General features: G+C 63.4%; 20 protein-coding genes. 10 read left to right on the top strand and 10 right to left on the bottom strand.

The window, feature by feature from the left end:
* Nucleotides 1–8: 8 nt before the first annotated feature.
* Nucleotides 9–647: a hypothetical protein gene (locus tag AOT96_RS11515; protein ID WP_065351766.1), complete on the bottom strand. Its 639-nt coding sequence runs from the start codon at nt 645–647 to the stop codon at nt 9–11.
* A 139-nt stretch (nt 648–786) separates the two neighbouring features.
* Between AOT96_RS11515 and AOT96_RS11510 the strand changes: the two genes are divergently transcribed.
* The 5 genes from AOT96_RS11510 (at nt 787) to AOT96_RS11490 (ending at nt 4,947) form a co-directional block, all read left to right on the top strand.
* A complete protein-coding gene (locus AOT96_RS11510; RefSeq protein WP_058038061.1) occupies nt 787–1,566 on the top strand; it encodes a DUF2470 domain-containing protein in 780 nt (259 codons plus the stop codon).
* A 10-nt stretch (nt 1,567–1,576) separates the two neighbouring features.
* Nucleotides 1,577–2,398 (top strand): CPBP family intramembrane glutamic endopeptidase, encoded by an 822-nt coding sequence (locus AOT96_RS11505; protein WP_058038062.1) that lies wholly within the window; start codon nt 1,577–1,579, stop codon nt 2,396–2,398.
* A gap of 160 nt (nt 2,399–2,558) precedes the next feature.
* Nucleotides 2,559–3,794: an LCP family protein gene (locus AOT96_RS11500; RefSeq protein ID WP_007736010.1), complete on the top strand. Its 1,236-nt coding sequence runs from the start codon at nt 2,559–2,561 to the stop codon at nt 3,792–3,794.
* 99 nt (nt 3,795–3,893) lie between these two features.
* On the top strand, nt 3,894–4,364 hold the full coding sequence (locus tag AOT96_RS11495; protein ID WP_042453189.1) for a hypothetical protein: 471 nt from the start codon (nt 3,894–3,896) through the stop codon (nt 4,362–4,364).
* A gap of 37 nt (nt 4,365–4,401) precedes the next feature.
* Complete coding sequence (locus AOT96_RS11490; RefSeq protein WP_003944176.1) at nt 4,402–4,947, top strand: ferritin; 546 nt, start codon at nt 4,402–4,404, stop codon at nt 4,945–4,947.
* 11 nt (nt 4,948–4,958) lie between these two features.
* Here AOT96_RS11490 and AOT96_RS11485 read toward each other — a convergent pair whose 3' ends face one another.
* Nucleotides 4,959–5,900: a cytochrome c oxidase assembly protein gene (locus tag AOT96_RS11485; protein ID WP_064113812.1), complete on the bottom strand. Its 942-nt coding sequence runs from the start codon at nt 5,898–5,900 to the stop codon at nt 4,959–4,961.
* A gap of 126 nt (nt 5,901–6,026) precedes the next feature.
* Between AOT96_RS11485 and AOT96_RS11480 the strand changes: the two genes are divergently transcribed.
* A complete protein-coding gene (locus AOT96_RS11480; protein ID WP_030535837.1) occupies nt 6,027–6,671 on the top strand; it encodes a DsbA family protein in 645 nt (214 codons plus the stop codon).
* Here AOT96_RS11480 and AOT96_RS11475 read toward each other — a convergent pair whose 3' ends face one another.
* Genes AOT96_RS11475 through AOT96_RS11465 form a run of 3 tightly spaced genes read right to left on the bottom strand, consistent with a single transcriptional unit; the run spans nt 6,672 to nt 8,633 of the window.
* On the bottom strand, nt 6,672–7,619 hold the full coding sequence (locus AOT96_RS11475) for a M56 family metallopeptidase (RefSeq protein ID WP_007736002.1): 948 nt from the start codon (nt 7,617–7,619) through the stop codon (nt 6,672–6,674).
* Nucleotides 7,616–7,975, bottom strand: a complete 360-nt coding sequence (locus tag AOT96_RS11470; protein WP_003944179.1) for a BlaI/MecI/CopY family transcriptional regulator — start codon at nt 7,973–7,975, stop codon at nt 7,616–7,618. Before AOT96_RS11470 ends, AOT96_RS11475 begins: the two co-directional genes overlap by 4 nt.
* 28 nt (nt 7,976–8,003) lie before the next feature.
* The gene (locus tag AOT96_RS11465) at nt 8,004–8,633 is read right to left on the bottom strand and encodes a M23 family metallopeptidase (RefSeq protein ID WP_042453198.1); all 630 of its coding nucleotides are present in this window, start codon (nt 8,631–8,633) and stop codon (nt 8,004–8,006) included.
* Between the two features lie 179 nt (nt 8,634–8,812).
* Between AOT96_RS11465 and AOT96_RS11460 the strand changes: the two genes are divergently transcribed.
* Nucleotides 8,813–9,739 carry a cation diffusion facilitator family transporter gene (locus AOT96_RS11460; RefSeq protein WP_065351765.1) on the top strand — a complete coding sequence of 309 codons (927 nt, stop codon included), beginning with the start codon at nt 8,813–8,815 and terminating at the stop codon, nt 9,737–9,739.
* 154 nt (nt 9,740–9,893) lie between these two features.
* Nucleotides 9,894–10,439 carry a ferritin gene (locus AOT96_RS11455; protein ID WP_030535839.1) on the top strand — a complete coding sequence of 182 codons (546 nt, stop codon included), beginning with the start codon at nt 9,894–9,896 and terminating at the stop codon, nt 10,437–10,439.
* Here the strand turns inward: AOT96_RS11455 and AOT96_RS11450 are convergent.
* From AOT96_RS11450 to AOT96_RS11435, 4 genes are read right to left on the bottom strand one after another with little or no spacing between them, the layout of a single operon-like run.
* Nucleotides 10,436–11,254, bottom strand: coding sequence for an alpha/beta fold hydrolase (locus tag AOT96_RS11450; RefSeq protein WP_065351764.1), 819 nt, complete (start codon nt 11,252–11,254; stop codon nt 10,436–10,438). The genes AOT96_RS11455 and AOT96_RS11450 overlap by 4 nt on opposite strands.
* A gap of 53 nt (nt 11,255–11,307) precedes the next feature.
* Nucleotides 11,308–12,222, bottom strand: a complete 915-nt coding sequence (locus tag AOT96_RS11445) for a DUF5926 family protein (protein WP_065352826.1) — start codon at nt 12,220–12,222, stop codon at nt 11,308–11,310.
* Between the two features lie 11 nt (nt 12,223–12,233).
* Nucleotides 12,234–12,998 (bottom strand): glycerophosphodiester phosphodiesterase, encoded by a 765-nt coding sequence (locus tag AOT96_RS11440; RefSeq protein ID WP_064442952.1) that lies wholly within the window; start codon nt 12,996–12,998, stop codon nt 12,234–12,236.
* Nucleotides 12,995–13,972 (bottom strand): DUF4328 domain-containing protein, encoded by a 978-nt coding sequence (locus AOT96_RS11435; RefSeq protein WP_083197616.1) that lies wholly within the window; start codon nt 13,970–13,972, stop codon nt 12,995–12,997. The genes AOT96_RS11440 and AOT96_RS11435 overlap by 4 nt, the downstream gene beginning before the upstream one ends.
* Nucleotides 13,973–14,387: 415 nt before the next feature.
* Between AOT96_RS11435 and AOT96_RS11430 the strand changes: the two genes are divergently transcribed.
* Nucleotides 14,388–16,169, top strand: a complete 1,782-nt coding sequence (locus AOT96_RS11430; protein WP_065351763.1) for a hypothetical protein — start codon at nt 14,388–14,390, stop codon at nt 16,167–16,169.
* A gap of 16 nt (nt 16,170–16,185) precedes the next feature.
* Complete coding sequence (locus AOT96_RS11425) at nt 16,186–17,115, top strand: LLM class F420-dependent oxidoreductase (protein ID WP_065352825.1); 930 nt, start codon at nt 16,186–16,188, stop codon at nt 17,113–17,115.
* 15 nt (nt 17,116–17,130) lie between these two features.
* Here the strand turns inward: AOT96_RS11425 and AOT96_RS11420 are convergent, their stop codons facing one another.
* Entirely contained in the window at nt 17,131–17,727 is a 597-nt protein-coding gene (locus tag AOT96_RS11420; protein WP_231917433.1) for an Rv1733c family protein, read from the bottom strand.
* Nucleotides 17,728–17,750: the final 23 nt, after the last annotated feature.

The following is a 17,750-nucleotide window of genomic DNA, read 5'->3' as shown; positions in this document are numbered from 1 at the left end:
CACGCCGGTCACTGCAAACCCGCGGCACGCAAAGCCGTTTCCACTGCAGGCAGATCCGCGACCTCGATCGTGAGCAGCACCTCACGCATGGCCGACGCGGCTTCGGGGATCAGCGCGGCAAGTTTTTCCGGCCTCGGATCGACCATCGCGGCGCGCACGTCGTCGCCGCGCAGTGCAGCGACGGTGCCACACAGCAGGGCGATCACCTCGTCGCCGTCGGCCGCGCGGGCTACGAAACCGACGGACTCGTGCGCGAGTACCGCCAGGAAATCAGCCACTTCGGTGGGCGTAAGACCGGCGGCGAGTCCGGGGATCCGGCCACCTTCGCACAGACGCAGCGCCGCTTCGGCGGGTGTCAGATCCTCTTCGCCGCCGTCGACATACACAGCGAGCGGAGCGGGCAGGCGCAGCGCGATCGCGTCGTCGATCTGGTCGGTGGTGACGTCGACGTCGAATCGGACGGCCTCGTACGACGCTTCCGTGTCCGCACGCAGTTCTTCCGGATCGATATCGAGACGGACGACAACCCGGCCTGCTGCTTCGCCACCGATCAGAACCGACGCCGGAACAACCGGGAGAAAGAGTGCTTCGAGGAGTCCGCGCGAGTTTCTCGGGGCGGGCAGCCCGAGTGAGAGAGGAATGGCCACAGACAAACCGTAACCCCGGCGCAGGCGGCGGATTCCACGCGAGTTGCGCAAAAGTCTTGCGATTCACACCGAAGCGCCTTAGGTTAGGGTTACCTCATCATCCGATGGAGTTCGAGAGAACACCCGCCAAGGGGGCAGCATGGCAACGAAGACCAGCACCGGCCCGTCCACCGCCGAACGCGTCCGCAGCGCCTGCGTGCGCGCACAAGACGCAGTTCTCGCCATCGAAGGCAGCGATCCCACCGTCACGTCGGTGCATCACCTGCGTTCGAACGGTGACGTCGTCGTTGCAGTCCCACATGCCTCCGCAGCTGCGGCCCTGGCCTGGAACTCCGGCGGCGGCGGCCTGCCTGCCGTCCTCGAGATCACCGATCACGCACCACTGCGGCTGCGTGAGCCCGTACGCTCCCTCGTGTGGCTTCGCGGCTCGTTGCACGCCGTGCCCGACTACGAGGCACGCGTTCTCGCCGACGACGTCGCATCCGAACATCCATACCCGGGGCTCCTCGACATCGGCCACACCTCGGTCCTCCTTCGCTTGAGCCTGGCCTCGGCTGTAGTCGCTGATTCAACGGGGGCAGAACCCGTCGCCGTGGACGAACTGATGAACGCCAGCCCCGATCCCTTCTGGGAAATGGAGACCGCATGGCTGCAGCATCTCGACGAAGACCACCGCGACCTCGTGGACCTGCTCGTGCGCAAGCTTCCCCCGTACATGCGCACCGGACGCGTTCGCCCACTCGGCATCGACCGCTACGGACTTCGCCTGCGGGTCGAGGATCACACCGGTGACCGCGACGTGTGGATGCCGTTCGCCAACCCCGTCGACGACGCTCCCGCGCTGAGCCGCGCCATCCGCATGCTGGTCGGGTGCCCTTTCCTCAACGGCCTCCGATCGGGCGGCGCATCAAACGGCTAGCGTTGCGCGGGTGAATGCCCGCGAAACCGTCCGCACCTGGTTACGGCCGCCGACTCCCGTCCCGGCCGGCCCGGCCCTCGATCCGGCCGCCAGACGCGGAGTCTGGATCGAGATCACGATCGTCCTGCTGGTCACCTTCGGACTCAGCGGATTGTCCGGGATCCTCTCGCTCGCCGAATCCTTGGCGACGCCGGTTGCGCTCTCGGATCAGACGGTTGCACTCAACCCGTCGCGGGCCGCCATCGACTGGATCGACCTGGCGCGCCAATTGCTGGGCGTCGCAAAGCTTCTCGCGTGGGCAGCGCTGGGACTCTATCTACTGTGGCGTTCGGGGGTCGGTCCACGTGCTGCGGGACTGACCCCCAAGCCTCGATTCGGGCGCGACATAGCACCGGGATTCGGCCTCGCCGCTGTGATCGGTCTCCCCGGTCTGCTGTTCTATCTCGTGGCTCAGGCACTGAGCATCAACCTCACCGTCCAGGCCAGTGCGCTCGACGATCACTGGTGGCGGGTGCCGATCCTCGTACTGTCCGCGATCGCGAACTCCGGTGCCGAAGAGGTGCTGGTCGTCGCCTACCTGATCACTCGCCTCCGAACGCTGGGTTGGAGCGAGAACAAATCACTGCTCGCGTCGTCACTCCTGCGCGGCAGTTACCACCTCTATCAGGGGTTCGGTGGCGGCGTCGGAAACGTGATCATGGGGCTCGTGTTCGGCCGGTACTGGCAGCGCACCGGGAAACTCTGGCCGCTGGTCATCGCCCACGCTCTCATCGACATGGTGGCGTTCATCGGTTACGCCCTCCTGCGCGATCACGTCTCCTGGCTGCCGTGACCGGTACCGTGAACTGGTGACCGGCGACTCCGAATATCCTCAGCGCCCTCCGCGGCGCCAGCCGCCAGGGCCACCTCCGCGTGGACCGATGCCTCCGAGGCAGAACCCTCCACGCCAGAATCCACCCCGTCAGGGCCCACCCCCGCAGCGGCGTCCACCGATGCCGCCGGAAGGGCCGACGGTCATTCGCCGCGACGGACGCCCGCAGCAGCAGAATCCGGCCAATCAGGCCTGGTCACAGGTCCCACCACAAGCGCCGCAGCAGCCCAGGCGTGAGGACTGGGCGCCGACCCAGCGCCCGCAACCGTTTCAGGACGACCCGCGCAGGCAGGGTCCGCCGCGTCAGGATCCGCAGCGCCAGGCGAAGTACGCGCCCGCACCGCCGCGCCGTACCCCGCCGAACGCCCCGCCGCGCCCTCCAGAACCTCCGAAGCAGCGACGCCCCCGCAAGCGTCGTAGCTGGGGTAAACGTATCGGCATCACGTTGTTGGTCTTGCTGCTCGCGCTGGCCGGCGCGATCTACTACGTCGACAGTTCGCTCAATCGAATCGACGCGCTGCCCGACTACGCGGGACGCGTCGCCGATACTCCGGGCACGAACTGGCTGATCGTCGGCTCCGACAGTCGTGAGGGGCTCACCCCCGAGCAGGAGCAAGCCCTTGCGACGGGCGGTGACACCGGCCCCAAGCGCACTGACACGGTCATCTTGGTCCACGTCCCCAAAAGTGGGAAGACGACCATGGTCAGCATCCCTCGCGATTCGTACGTTCCGATTCCCGGCTACGGGTCGGACAAGATCAACGCCGCCTTCGCCTTCGGTGGCGCTCCATTGCTGGTGCAGACCGTCGAAGAGGCAACGGGGCTTCGCATCGACCACTACGCCGAGATCGGATTCAGCGGGTTCGCCGGCATCGTCGACGCCGTCGGTGGCGTCAACGTGTGCCTGGCACAGCCGATCGACGATCCGCTGGCCGGGATCAACCTCCCCGCCGGATGCCAGGACTTGAAGGGTTCGGATGCACTCGGGTTCGTGCGAACTCGCGCGACGGCGCTCGCCGACCTCGACCGCATGAACAACCAGCGCCAGTTCATGTCGGCGTTGCTGTCGAAGGCGACGAGTCCGACCACGTTCCTCAATCCGTTCCGGTTGTGGCCACTCGTCTCCGATACCGCCAAATCTCTACAGGTCGACGAAGGCGATCACATCTGGAATCTGGCCTCACTCGCCTGGGCGCTTCGCGGCGGGATGACCACCACGACGGTTCCGGTCGCCGGTTTCGAGGACGTGGACGGTTCGGGCAACGTGTTGTTGTGGGACAAGGCGCGCGCTTCGCAGTTCTTCGACGCCCTGGCCAACGATCAGCAGATTCCACAGGATCTGATCACCACGGGGTAATCGCCCTGAGTTCCGGTAGTACCGCGGGAGGACAAGCCCGGCGAACAAATCGCTTTCCGGCAGGACGCGGAATCGGCGGCCGAAAAATACCGTGAAGGTATGAACACAACACACCGCCGATTCCGCACTCTCGCCGTCGTTGCCGCCGCCGTCGGAGCTGCTGCACTCGTGACGTCCTGCTCCGGAACCTTCGAGAAGTTCGACGACTCCAAGGCGTACAAGAAAACCGAAACCTTCTCTTTTGCACAAGCATCCAACGGAATCGACACACTGCCGAGTTGGGTTCCCGCCGGCGCAACGGGTATCGACGAGGTCATCCGCACCACCGGCAACGAACGCATCCTGCGAATGACTGCGAACATCGCGGAGATAGATCACAACAGCTGCATCGCACGACCCACCGTCGAAACTCGTCCCGCATCGTTGTCCGCACAGTGGTGGCCGACGGGGGTCGAGAAGGGCAGTTCTTTTCAGTGCGGCGATTGGTACGTCGGCGAAAAGGACTCGTTCGTCTACGGGTACCGACCGGAAACTGTGGGCTTCGTCATCGATCAGCTCGACAAGAAGTAGCTCCCTCTCAGCGGCGACGACCCAGTAACCTGTTGGGATGACACAGGCGAAGAACTCGAGCGAATTCACCACTCTGCTGCGTCAGCAGATCCGTAACGAGTTCACTGCATCGCAGCAGTACATCGCGGTAGCGGTGTACTTCGATGCACACGATCTTCCGCAGATGGCCGCGCGCTTCTACAGCCAGGCCACCGAGGAACGCGGTCACGCGATGATGATGATCCAGTACCTGCTCGACAACGACCTCGACGTGGACGTTCCGGGCATCGACGACGTCGTGACGAAGTTCGACAGTGTCCGGGCTCCGGTCGAGTTGGCACTCGAGCAGGAGAAGACGGTCACGGAGCAGATCACGCAGCTGGCACGCACCGCGCGCGATACCGGCGACTACCTGGGCGAGCAGTTCATGCAGTGGTTCCTCAAGGAACAGGTCGAGGAAGTGGCAAGCATGACAACACTTCTCACCATCGTCGACCGCGCCGGCGACAACCTGTTCCACCTCGAAACATTTGTCGCACGCGAGATGAACACCCCGGCCGCTGCCGACGCAATGGCGCCGACGCCCGCCGGCGGCGGCGTCTGAGGGCCACCGGCCTACCGAGTCTCAGGCCGCTCGGCGGCGTTCAGTGATCTGAGGAAATTGTTGTACGCCTCCAGATCACTGTCGCCGTCGATCTCGGCGCGGCGGTCCAGGTCGGCATTCATCCGTTTGTCGTCGCGGTTCCAGCGCATCGCGAAGATCACGACCACCACCAGCGCGACGGGCTCTCCGTACGACCACGCGAGGGCGCCCGCCAGCTGCTGATCCTGCATCACGTCCACGCCCCACTCGGGAGGCGGATCCACGAACGTGGTCAGCAGCGGCTTTGTCGCCATCATGAGTACGACGCCGATGAACACGTGCAGCGGCATCTCCACGAACAGGTCGAAACACCGGCCGAGGTAGCTCTGTCGCACCGGCAGTGGGCCGGTGGCGAGCACCGGCATGATGAAGAGCAGACCGCTGGCGAGAAAGAAGATTTCGAGAAAGACGTGTCCAGCCGGTAACGCCGAGACGGTGTCGAAGATCGGCGACAGGTAGATCCCGTAGTAGCTGAACAGAAATACCGGGATCGTGAACCCGGGGTGCAGCATCCACCGCGCCGGTGGGCTACGCAATGCCGAGAGGGCAAGCGCGAGAATGCCTTTTCCTATTCCTCGGTGCGGCGTCGAACGTAGTAGCAGCAGTCCCGGCGAGCCCAGTACCCAGAGCGGCGGGATCGCCATCGAGAGCGTCAGGTGTTGGAACATCCAGACGCTGAAGAGTTCGTAGCCGTAGCTCTCGACCTTCAGTCCGGTTACCGCGATCAGCAGCAGGCACCCACCGAGGAAACACGCTGTCCGATACCACGGCCATGGTCGCCCACTCGCGCGAACTCGCTGAGCGCCAGTCCAATACCAGAGTGCAAGAACAACTCCCAGGGCAGGAAGAAGCGGGAGGGATGAGGTATCCCACTCCAGCATCTGCCCGATCGACGGCGGCGGCGTGTCATTCACGAACGCTTCACCGGCGGGTCCTCCTTCGTCTCCATGCGGGTACCGTCGACTCTACACCTAACTACTATGTTGGATAGTATTTAGGAATTCGACGGAAGGTACGGGTGCACAGCAGTGTCCAGAAGCATGAAGATATCCGCCGCCCTGATCGCGGTGTTCGCGGTAGCACTGATCACGTTCATCACCGTCGATCCGATTCGGGCAGACAACGAGAACGCCGATCGGGCAGCACAATCCACCGCCGTCCTCACCGACGACGCGTACCGATTGACCTCGGCCGCCGATGGCAAGGTGAACCTGGTCGAATTCCTCGACTTCGAATGCGAAGCCTGCCTCGCACTGTACCCGACGATGGAGCGGATCAGAGCGGAGTACGAGGATCGAATCACGTTCGGCATCAGATACTTTCCGATTCCGAGTCACACCAACAGCACTCTCGCGGCGCAGGTCGTCGAATCCGCATCTCGCCAGGGCAAATTCGTCGAGATGTACAAGCGAATGTACGAGACGCAGTCGCAATGGGGTGAATCCGCCGAATCACAGGAGGCGCTGTTCCGTTCCTACGCACAAGATCTCGGACTTGACATGGCCCGATTCGAATCCGACCTCGGCAGCCGCGGCGTCCGCGAGCGGGTCGAGCGCGACTTCGAAGAAGGCCGACGCCTCGGCGTCCAAGGTACTCCGACGCTGTTCCTCAACGACGTGAAGCTGGACCAGATGCCGAGCTACGAGCAGTTGAAAGCCCAGATCGATTCGGCCTTGGGAGAATGATCAGGTCAGAACAGCGCAGATCCCCGCGGAGACGGCCACCGTCACGGCTGCGGCAACGGCCGTCGTGACAGCGGCCGGCACACAGGCCGCCACCGCGCAGGTCAGTCGCCGAGGCGACGCCACGTCGCCGTCGACCAGGGAACTCAATCGCACCGCGGTCGCGCTGCCGCGATCGCTCAAGCTCCAGTCCGGCTGAGGAAGCGGCGATTTCGACACCACGGCAAGGGCGGAACGCACCGCAGCCGGGCTGGTGACGCGAGCGGCGTGTCTGTCCGCCGACAGTTCGACGATCGCGCCGACGGCAGCGGGTGCCGCCGCGAACAACGGCACTCGCGGAAGAACAGCGGCCAAGACTTCGCACGCACCGACAATTCGGTGATGACCGCCGCTCAGGTGTGCACGCTCGTGCGCGAGGACAGCATCCCGCTCGCCTCCACTGAGAGCGGATGACAAGCCTTGCGTCGCAACAACAAATCCAGGCTTTCCGGCGACGCTGTACGCCATAGGCAGCGGATGATCCAACCACAACACGTCGGACTCCGAGTTGTCGCGGCGCGCGACGATCGAGAGAACATCACGATGGAAATCTCGGACCCTCGCGTGCTCACGTGCCTGCTTGCGGCCGGCCAGCACGATCCGAACGGCGATCACACCCACCACAGCAACGGCTGTGCCGGTGATCAGTTCACCCACCCATGAACTCGTGCCGTGCGCGAAGGCGCTGAAACACCGAGCGATACCGTCGACCAGCCCCTCGACCGGCGCGTGGCTCGGCCACACCAGAACCAAGACCGCGGAGAGAGCGAGATACAAAGCCGACGCCATGCTGCCGAGCCACGCCGCGAGCAGCACCGCCGGTGACAACGCCGAGGAAACGGCTCGCAACACTCTCGGAACCAGGAATCCCACGAGCATCGCACCGAGAAACATCGGCAACGCCAATGTCATTGCACACCTTCCCCGGAAAGACCCCGGCGCAGGGCCTCGTTCTCGGCATCTGTCATGGTCTTGGCGAAGTGCAACAGCACGGCAGCGGAATCGGAACTGCTGTCCAACAATTCGCGCAGTGCTCTGGATGTGGCCTCTTCACGGCTGCGACTCGGCCGATAGAAGTAGGCGCGACTCTTCTTCTCACGACTCACCCAGCCCTTGTCGTAGAGATGCGTCACGACGGTCAGGATGGTGGTGTACGCAAGTTGTCGACGCTCACCCAGGGTCTCGACCAGATCCTTGACCGAGAGCGCGTCGTCGGACTGCCAGAGCACATCCATGACCTCGGCTTCGAGTCCGCCAAGCCCCTGCATTGCTCCTCCATCGCGTCGTGACAGAACTTCAGTCGCCCGTGGTCTTCTCCCCGAACGACACGCCCCGGGAATTCAGGTACGCGAGCGGATCGGTCTTCTGTCCGTCAGATTGCCACACCTCGTAGTGCAGGTGTGGTCCTGTCGATTGTCCACGATTGCCCACGGTCGCGATCAACTCACCCGCCCGCACCTTCTGACCCGCAACCACGAGCGCCTCGTTGATGTGTCCGTAGACGCCGACGGTCCCGTCGTCCTGCTGGATGCGGACCCAGAGCCCGAATCCCGCGGCGGGACCGGATTCGAGCACAACACCGTCGGTCGCCGACACGATGGGCGTTCCGATCGCGTTCGCGATGTCGAGGCCGTAGTGGGTGGTTCCCCACCGTGGACCGAAGTTGGACGTCATCGTCCCGCTGACGGGGGCCATCACCTGTGGCTTTTCGGCCTCGAACGCCAGCGCCGCTCGCTCGGATTCGAGTTGTCGCGTCTTGCCGAGTTGTTCGGCTATTCCAGCAAGATCCGTCGGCCGGACAAGGTCGAGGATCTCCGGCGCCGACACCGCAGATGCATCCTCGACTGCAATCGGCGGCGGCGACGCGTGCCCGATGGAAGTGCCGGACGCGAGGATTGCACCCGTCGCCACGGAAACCGCGGCCATGCGCCCGCCGGGTCTGATCGGCTCGGATTTTCGATGTCTTCCCACTTCTCGGTCCTCGCGTCGATGACAAATGAAGGTCTACGCCGCCACCTTACAACTATGTTGCATAGTTTTTAAGACATGCACTATTGCGCATATATGCATATGTGTCTAGGCTGGCGTCGACGAAAGGACCTTCGATGTCACACGGACACGGGCACGGAATCTCCCCCGCCGAGGCTGCGACCAGCAACAGCGGCAAGCATGTCAACAAACTGTGGATCGCCGCCGGCCTCGGGTTGGTGACCTTCGTGCTGCAGGTGACGGTCGGCCTCTTGACCTCGTCACTGGCCCTGCTCTCGGACTCGGCGCACGTGTTCACAGACATCTTCGGCATCTTCATGGCGCTCGCCGCGATCCTCGTCGGACAGCGTGCCGCCCGGCGCCCCGACCGTACTTTCGGCATGTACCGCACGGAAGTGTTTGCGGCACTGGCCAATGCGATCCTGCTCTTCGCAGTCGCCGGGTGGGTGCTTTACGAGGCCGCCAGCCGCTTCACGGATCCGCCCGAGGTTCCCGGCCTTCCCGTCGCGACAGTCGCCGTCGTCGGTCTGGCGATGAACGTCATCGCCTTCCTCATGCTGCGCAGCGGCGCGAAGGAAAGCATCAACATCCGCGGCGCCTACCTCGAAGTCATGGCGGACATGGTCGGGTCCATCGGCGTCCTGGTCAGCGGCTTGGTCACGCTCGCGTTCGGTTGGCGCTACGCCGACCCCGTCATCGGCGTCGCGATCGGCCTCTTCGTCTTGCCACGTGCCTTCAACCTGGGCCGCCACGCCGTTCGCATCCTCCTCCAGCAGGCTCCCGACCGCATCGACGTCACCTCGATCATCGAGAAGATCAACGCTCTGCCGGGAGTCGTCGACGCGCACGATCTGCACGTCTGGACACTCACCTCGGGGATGGAAGTTGCTTCCGTTCACGTCACCGCGGTCAGTGACGCCGATCCCACAACGGTGCTCGCAGCAACCCGAACCTTGCTTGCCGAGGAATTCGAACTGGGGCACGCCACCGTACAGGTGGAACAACAGGGAAGCGACGGTAAATGCGCGGAACTCGCCTGGTGAAATGGACATTCCAAAATGAAACATTCGAATTCACCAGGCTCGATAACCTCACCGAATTCGAAGAAAAATTAGGTCTTCTTTAGTTTGGGAACGCTTACCACAATAAGGTCATACTGGGATGACAGGGCCTCTGACCTGCACTATCTTGGAATTCATGACTTCTGGGGAGACTCACATGACCAAATTCCACGCACTACTCCGAGACCAGATTCGCAACGAGTTCAACGCTTCGCATCAGTACATCGCGACAGCGGTTTACTTCGACAATGCGGACCTGCCACAGCTGGCAAAGCACTTCTACAAGCAGGCTGTGGAAGAGCGTAACCACGCCATGATGATCGTTCAGTATTTCCTCGATCGCGACATCAACGTCGAACTCACCGGCGTCGACGCCGCGAAGGCCGACTTCAAGGATGCCCGTGAGCCCATCGCTCTCGCGCTGACGCAGGAGAAGACGGTCACCGAGCAAATCGTCCAGCTCGCGAGCACTGCCCGCGAAGAAGGCGACTACCTCGGCGAGCAGTTCATGCAGTGGTTCCTCAAGGAGCAGGTCGAGGAAGTTGCAAGCATGACAACACTTCTCACCATCGCGGACCGCGCAGGCGCCAACCTGTTCGACCTCGAAGACTTCGTGTCCCGCGAGATGAGCACCGTCGGTGACACCACCGGTGCACCGAGCGCAGCCGGCGGAACCATCTAGCCTGCAGCACTCACGGATTTTGCCCTCGAGCCGAACGGTTCGCTTCCTGCCAGCAGGATCGAACTGATCAGCTCGGGGGCATCTGTCATCGGTACGTGCCCAAGGCCGGGCAGAACCATCAACTTTGCCTGCGGGAACGGCTTTTTCACGCGCTGCGCCTGATACACGGGCAGGATGAGATCGCGTCGACCCCACGCAACCGTCACCGGCACAGTGGGATCCACGATGGGCGACAGCACGAAGTCCATCTCGAGACCGAGATCGACGAGTTCGTTCGACACGAGCGAACGGCAGTCGGCCAACGCCGCCGCATAACCGACATGACTCGGATGAGCGAAGAACGCGGCGAGCGCCGGATAGCGAATCAGCTTGTACCGCAATGCGCGTGGCAATCCGTCACCCATGAGCTTGGCCGTGCCGCGCAGTGCACGGAACGTGTTGATCGCTCGCACCTGATCGAGATGATTGACAAAGAACCCGGCCGGCGAAAGAGCTGTCGCCGACGCGACATCGCCGCGCGCTGCCAGCGAGAGGGCAATCCAGCCGCCGAGGGAGTTTCCCGCGACGTGGGCACGCTCCCCCGCCGGCGTCACTTCCTTGACGAACTCACTGACATCGTCGATCAGCTGTCCCATGACGTCCGGACCGAGTTCGGGCAGCAGCGACTCTCCGTGACCCGGCAGGTCGACGGTGACGACGCGGCGGTACGGCGTCAGCTGGTCCAAAAGCGAATCCCACGCCTGCCGTCGATGGACGATGCCATGGACGAGCACAAGCGTGGGACCACTACCGGAGATGTCATGCGACAAGGTCATGTCACCAACATTAACCGTAACTTTGCGTAACGCCTATAGTTCGGGCGAAAAAATCAGCGCAGCGTGACCTGACGACCACGAAGTCCGTCGCGCGAGCGAAGCTCGGCCGAGGTCAGCGGAGCATCGACGGCCAGAGCCTCGGCAAGACGCTCACCGAGCTCGACGGTTGCCGCTACCCACTCGTTTGCATGCTTTTCGCGGTCGAGGTCGAAGACGGGAACCAACAGGCCGTGGGTGCGGAACGAGCCTGCGTAGCGCGAGCCCTCACCCAGATGCAGTCCACCGGTCGCGTGCACGCGCGCCAGCGCGAGCATCAGGTCGTCTTCGCTCTCGGGACGAACCCAACGCAGGTGCGCCTTCTCGCCGGCGTCGACCCACCACGCGGCAACGAGGCCGTCGCCTTCGAGCCGTGCAGAGGGCATGATCGCCGAGTTGGCGTGCTGCACGGTGGCGGCAACCTCGGGATCGGTTTCGACGCCCTCGGGGATCCACCAGTTGAAGTTCTGGTGCACGGTGATGTCGAGCAACGCCGCGGGATCGACGACAGCGGTGACTGCGGGGGTCTCGGAATCGGGGTTCGCGGCAGAAAGCGCATCGCCGGGGGCCGCGTCCTTGATCCAGTTCACCGAAGCGGCGAGGTCTGCGCCGAGGTCGGCCGAGTGCGCCTGAACCTGGACACCGACAAATCCTGTGGCCGTCTCGCCCTCGTCGCGGACGAGTGCGGCAACCGCGCCGGGGAGGACCGTCGCCAACGTGACGGGTCGGTCGGAGCCGATGACCGGCAGCGGAGCCGTGGCGGACGGAACGAATTCGCGCAGCGCGACCAGATCGCACTCGGCGGCAAGGCCCTCGAACGGGCGGCTGACTACGCCGGCAGCGGCTTCACGCTCTGCTTGGCGTGCCGCCAGCTTCTCTGCGCGTGCGCTGCCCTGCTTCGGTCCACTGTTTCTTTTGCTCTTCTTGGCCACGAGGGCAAAATCTACACGCTGCCCAGCCATTGCTTCGTGCGCCCGGGATGGTTGGTGGCAACCCAACTGACCCCGAGCTCACGACACAGGTCCACATCCGCCTTGTCGTCGACGGTCCAGCAGTACGTCGCGCGACCCGCAGCGGCGGCCCGATCGACCAGATCGGGATGTTCGCGCAGCGCCTTGATCGACGGCCCGATCGCCGTAGCGCCCACAGCCGTCGACGCACCGCCGCCGAGGTACCGCGACGCGTCACCGAGCAGGACCGTCGGCAGCAGCGGTGCCGAACGACGCACTCGCCACACCGCACTCGCCGAGAAAGACATGACGACAGCCCGCGAGTGATCGGCCGACGGCGGCGACGCGATCCCGAAGCGGTGCAGTTCCGCCAGGAGTTTGGCTTCGACCAATCCGCCGAATCGCACGGGGTGCTTGGTCTCGATGAACAGCTTCACCGGGCGCGCAAAATCCAGAGCGAGGGTGATGAGGTCGGAGAGAGTCAGCAGTTCGGCCGGTTCGCTCGTCGACCCGTAGTCCAGAGCGTTCAGCGAATCGAGCGTCATCTCGCTGACGATCCCCGTCCCGCTGGAGGTGCGGTCGACCTTGCGGTCGTGAACACAGACCAGGTGCCCGTCACGGGTGAGCCGGACGTCGCATTCGAGCCCGTCGGCACCCTCCGCGAGGGCCAGTTCGTAGGCGGCGAGGGTGTGCTCCGGCCGCGCAGCCGACGCACCTCGGTGCGCAACGACGAGTGGACCTCGACGATCTGGGCTCACAGGGCAGCGGTCTCTTTCTGTTCCAGCACCGTCTTCTCTTCCAGCACCGTCTTCTCTTCCAGCACCGAGCGCGGCACTGGCACCCACCGGGTTTCCGATTCCGGTTCACCGCGCCAGCTCTTGCGCTCGATCCGGCGGATCACGACGAGTGTCAACGCCGCGGTGACGGCAGCGATCAGTGCGATGAAAGCGTTCAGCAGAACCCCGTCGGCCATTGCCTGAATCCCCGGGCGTGATCGCCAGTACGCGTTGACCACCAGCAGCAGAGCGCTGAATGCCCAGAAGCCCCACCAGATCTTGACCAACAGGGTTCCGCGCGGATCGCGGCGGACCAACTCGAAGAGATAAACGGCCGGCATCACCAGGTTGAGGATCGGCACAGCGCAGCCGACGACAACTTCCGACGCTGTGCGTGGATCGGATTCCCGGGCACTTGCGAAGTGTTCACGACGCCGACGAAGCAGCCAGCACACAGCGGCGATTGCCGCGAAGACCGAGATCAGCAGTCCACCCAACTGAGTGAAGTACACGGCGGCGTCGGAGACCGTGAGCAGCGGCTGCGGGATCAGCCTGGTGCGGTTGCGGACCAGGATCGCGTATCTGCCCAGTTCGGCGAACACTGCCAGTCCGTAGAGGATCGTTGCGAGCGTCAGCAACGGCCCGACTCGGTCGGCGATCCGGTCCGCTCGCGAGGGCGGCACCGGTGAGTTGTCGACGACGTCCTGGAGTCCCCACTGCGGGACAGCGTCGTAGCGCGGAGTGGAGAAGCTACGACGCACTGGTGCGTCCCCCACGCCGCGGGGGTCGGACGGGGAGCGCGCGATCCAGCGGAAGCCACGGCGGTTGGGCGGTTGGTAGATCTCGGTGCGGGTGGGGATCAGCAGGACGCCGCTGCAGCGCGGGCACCACTGCGTCGGGCCGCCGACGACAGGCCAGCGTGCGGCGCACCGGGCGCAGACCTGAACGACACTCACAACTTCGATTCTGTCACGCCGTATCGGTAACGGCAGCAAATGGATTCACTCCCGATTTGTGATCGAACCTCCACCGCGTTCACCTGCATTGTTCGAATAATGTGACCTCCGCCACTTAAAAACTCGAGTTATCCACAGTTTCCACAGGTTCATCCACAGTTCTGGATGAATGAATCGGGCTTTATCCACAGGTCACGGGCAAGACCCTGAGAATTTGCTGACAGGTGTTAGCGAACGATGCACAGGCTCGAGGATGAATTTGACACCGCAGGTCAGTGAACTTTCGGGCGTCGACGTCATTTATCCCGGCAAAGTTCACAATCCATTCAGAAATTGCTCCCGAAAAGACAGAAAAGACCGGTATCCCCTTTTTATGAGAAGTCGGTTTTTGACACACCTGGAAGCATGACCGTCGATGACTTCTCCACAGCCCGAGCCAACTCTGACGTTCACCCCGAGACGGGTCACGCAGCTCGCGTTCGTGTTGATCGGATGTCAGCTCGTCATTCGCGTCTGGGTTGCCGCGAGCAATTACTTCTACTGGGACGACCTCATCCTGATGGGCCGCGGAGGACGCTTCCCACTCTTCTCGAGCGAACTCCTGCTCTACGACCACGACGGTCACTTCATGCCCGCGGCCTTCTTCTTCACCGGGTTGATCGCCCGTTTCGCGCCGTACAACTGGGCGCTGTCGGCGGCACTGCTCGTCGTCGGTCAGGCCGCCGCGTCGTTGGCGCTTCTGCGCACTCTTCGGTTGGTCCTCGGCCGGCGACCGGCACTGTTGATTCCGTTGATCCTGTATCTGTTCGTCCCGCTGACACTTCCGGCGTTCTCGTGGTGGGCAGCCGCGCTCAATGCATTGCCGCTCCAGATCGCGCTGGCCTGGGCATGCGGCGACGCGATCAAGCTGTACCGCACCGGGCAGGTGCGCTACGTGTTCTCGGGCACCGCGGTTTTTGTCGTCTCCTTGCTGTTCTTCGAGAAAGCAGTGCTCGTTCCGTTCGTCGCACTCGCTTTTCTGGTGCTGTACTTGCGCACACAAGGTGAAGGAACGCCGATACGAAGTGCGGTCACGAAGTGCCGACTCCTGTGGACGGCCTGCGCCGCCGTGCTCGCGATCTGGATTCCGGTGTATCTGACAACTGTCGAATCTCCGATCACCGGATACGGCCGTTCGATGTCCACCGAACTGCTGCATCACGGAACGTCTTTGGGGATGCTTCCCACTCTTCTCGGCGGCCCCTGGCGCTGGGAGCGGTGGATCCCCAGCCCCGCCTGGGCCGATCCGCCGACGCTTTTGGTGGTCGCAGCCTGGGTCGCGCTGCTGACGACGGCCGTGATGACAGTGCGTGCCCGACGCGGCGCTGCCTGGATCTGGGCTGCCGCGGCGCTGTACTTCCTGGCCTCCGTGGTGGCGATGACCGCAACCCGATCCGACGCCGACACCACGTACGAGTTGGCGCAGACCTTGCGTTACTTCACGGATTCGGCGACGGTGTTCGCCCTCGCCGCCGCTTTGATTCTCGCTGCGCCTCGGCGACGTCCGGCCCGTGTGCCCGTCGCAGTCGCCGCCGGCCTGTCAGTGCTCTTCGTGATCAGTTCGCTCGTCTCGACCGTCACGTTCGTCGACATCTGGCGCGAGAACCCGACCCGCGACTACCTCGCGAACGCGCGAATGTCGTTGTCACAGAATCAGGACGCTCCACTGCTCGAGCAACCCGTCGCGATCCAAGTGCTCCTTCCCGTCGCCTTTCCGAACAATTTGGCAAGCAACGTTCTCGCGCCGCTGCCTGATCGCCCCGAATTCTCTTCCAGCACTCCGATTCTGCGCACCATCGACGACAGCGGTCAGATCGTCGATGCCGAAGTGACCTGGACGAGAAGGATTCCCGAAGGAACGGCACCGAACTGCGGCATCCGTGCCGAAGGCCCGACCGAGCTCCCCCTCGACGGCCCCCTGGCCGGCTGGGAATGGACGGTTCAGCTCAATTACCTCGCCAGCGCCGACGGAACGATCGATGTTGCGTTGGAGTCCGGCGACGCAGTATCCGTACCCGTCACCCAAGGTTTGCACTCGGTGTTCGTGCGCCTGGTCGGCCACGGAAACAGTGTGAAGATCACGCCGACAACGCCGGGACCGACCCTGTGTTTCGGCGCCGGACAAGTCGGTGCCGTCGTCCCGACCTCCACAAAATAGTGGCAGAGTGGAAGTCATGGAGCTGCGTATATTCACCGAACCCCAGCAGGGCGCTACCTACGAACAACTACTGACTGTTGCCCAGACCGCCGAAAGACTCGGCTACGGCGCATTTTTCCGCTCGGACCACTATCTCGCCATGAATTCCGACGGTCTTCCCGGACCCACCGACGCATGGATCACGCTCGCCGGAATCGCCCGCGAAACATCCACCATCCGCCTCGGCACTCTGGTGACGTCGGCTACGTTCCGTCACGCCGGACCGCTGGCCATCTCGGTCGCACAGGTCGATCAGATGAGTGGTGGCCGCGTAGACCTCGGCATCGGTGCCGGCTGGTACGAGGAAGAGCACCAGGCGTACGGCATCCCGTTTCCGGCGCTCAAGGATCGCTTCGAATTGCTCGAGGAAACTCTCGACGTCGTGACCGGTCTGTGGCGTACGACGGTCGGCGACACGTTCGACTACGACGGTAAGCACGTGCAGATCAAGAACTCTCCCGCGCTTCCCAAACCGCACCAGGTCGACGGTCCGCCGATCCTGATCGGTGGCACGGGCAAGAAGAAGACTCCAGCGCTCGCCGCTCGGTTCGCAAACGAGTTCAACATCCCGTTCAAGTCCCTCGAGGAAACGAAGGACATCTTTGCGCGGGTTCGTCAGGCTTGCGTCGAGCACGAGCGCGATCCGAACGAATTGGTGTACTCCAACGCTCTCGTCCTGTGCTGCGGCCGCGACGAGGCGGAGATCAAGAAGCGCGCCGAGGCTATCGGACGCGACGTCGACGAGCTACGTGAGAACGGTCTGGCCGGAACACCTTCGGAGCTGGTCGACAAGATCGGCACTTTCGCCGACGCCGGTTCACAGCGCGTGTATCTGCAGACTCTCGATCTCGCCGATCTGGATCATCTCGAACTCGTCGCAAGCGAGGTCATGCCCCAACTGCAGTAAAGAATGGGCCGGGATCTACAGCGCGTTCGCGTCGAGGAACGCGCGTAGGTCTCGGTCCCACTGGGCCGAGCGGGAACGGTCGAGAAAGACGCGCACCAGCATGAAAGCGATGACCAGCAACGACATCACGCTGAACCAGGTGAAAACCCCGGTCACCACGGCTGCGACGTCGGCAGCGCTCTGAGTGATCGGAGCTACGGTCTTGTCGCCCTGATCATTGACGTAGATGGGGATCTCGGTGCCCGCGGGCGTCGCCGAGTCGACAGTGACATCACCCGTATGAACCTGGCCGTTCCAGTTCCACTGCGCGCTGGCCATTTCGGTGGTCGGCGCAATGTAATCGGCTGTCGAGGCGGTGGTCTGCGTCGAATCTGCTGTCGTCGTCGCCGAAATACTGTGTAATTCGGCGGATTGTTTGGCGATCAGTGCGTTCTGGCTCGAAGCAGTCGCAGCCCCTGCCCATACCGCGAGAGGCAGCAGAAGAATCGCGAAAATGATCAGACCGAAGGACATGAACCCTTCGATCCGATCACTGCGGCGAACCATCGGATCGTGGCCTACATGAATGGTGCGTCGGAGCAGCGACGCAGTTCCTCGCGTACTACCTGACATTGTGAGCTCAGTTCTCTCGACGA

Origin of the sequence: Rhodococcus sp. 008 (assembly GCF_001682295.1) — a bacterium.
Taxonomy (GTDB): domain Bacteria; phylum Actinomycetota; class Actinomycetes; order Mycobacteriales; family Mycobacteriaceae; genus Rhodococcus_F; species Rhodococcus_F qingshengii.
The sequence above is the reverse complement of the archived record's forward strand: the minus strand, read 5'-3'. Positions and strand labels throughout refer to the sequence as shown.

Coding starts and splice junctions, on each gene's coding strand:
- AOT96_RS11450 (WP_065351764.1), bottom strand. CDS start 11,254: ATGACCTTGTCGCATGACATCTCCGGTAGTGGTCCCACGCTTGTGCTC.
- AOT96_RS11490 (WP_003944176.1), top strand. CDS start 4,402: ATGACACAGGCGAAGAACTCGAGCGAATTCACCACTCTGCTGCGTCAG.
- AOT96_RS11465 (WP_042453198.1), bottom strand. CDS start 8,633: ATGGCCGCGGTTTCCGTGGCGACGGGTGCAATCCTCGCGTCCGGCACT.
- AOT96_RS11500 (WP_007736010.1), top strand. CDS start 2,559: ATGCCGCCGGAAGGGCCGACGGTCATTCGCCGCGACGGACGCCCGCAG.
- AOT96_RS11510 (WP_058038061.1), top strand. CDS start 787: ATGGCAACGAAGACCAGCACCGGCCCGTCCACCGCCGAACGCGTCCGC.
- AOT96_RS11495 (WP_042453189.1), top strand. CDS start 3,894: ATGAACACAACACACCGCCGATTCCGCACTCTCGCCGTCGTTGCCGCC.
- AOT96_RS11420 (WP_231917433.1), bottom strand. CDS start 17,727: ATGTCAGGTAGTACGCGAGGAACTGCGTCGCTGCTCCGACGCACCATT.
- AOT96_RS11460 (WP_065351765.1), top strand. CDS start 8,813: ATGTCACACGGACACGGGCACGGAATCTCCCCCGCCGAGGCTGCGACC.
- AOT96_RS11470 (WP_003944179.1), bottom strand. CDS start 7,975: ATGCAGGGGCTTGGCGGACTCGAAGCCGAGGTCATGGATGTGCTCTGG.
- AOT96_RS11455 (WP_030535839.1), top strand. CDS start 9,894: ATGACTTCTGGGGAGACTCACATGACCAAATTCCACGCACTACTCCGA.
- AOT96_RS11475 (WP_007736002.1), bottom strand. CDS start 7,619: ATGACATTGGCGTTGCCGATGTTTCTCGGTGCGATGCTCGTGGGATTC.
- AOT96_RS11425 (WP_065352825.1), top strand. CDS start 16,186: ATGGAGCTGCGTATATTCACCGAACCCCAGCAGGGCGCTACCTACGAA.
- AOT96_RS11430 (WP_065351763.1), top strand. CDS start 14,388: ATGACTTCTCCACAGCCCGAGCCAACTCTGACGTTCACCCCGAGACGG.
- AOT96_RS11480 (WP_030535837.1), top strand. CDS start 6,027: ATGAAGATATCCGCCGCCCTGATCGCGGTGTTCGCGGTAGCACTGATC.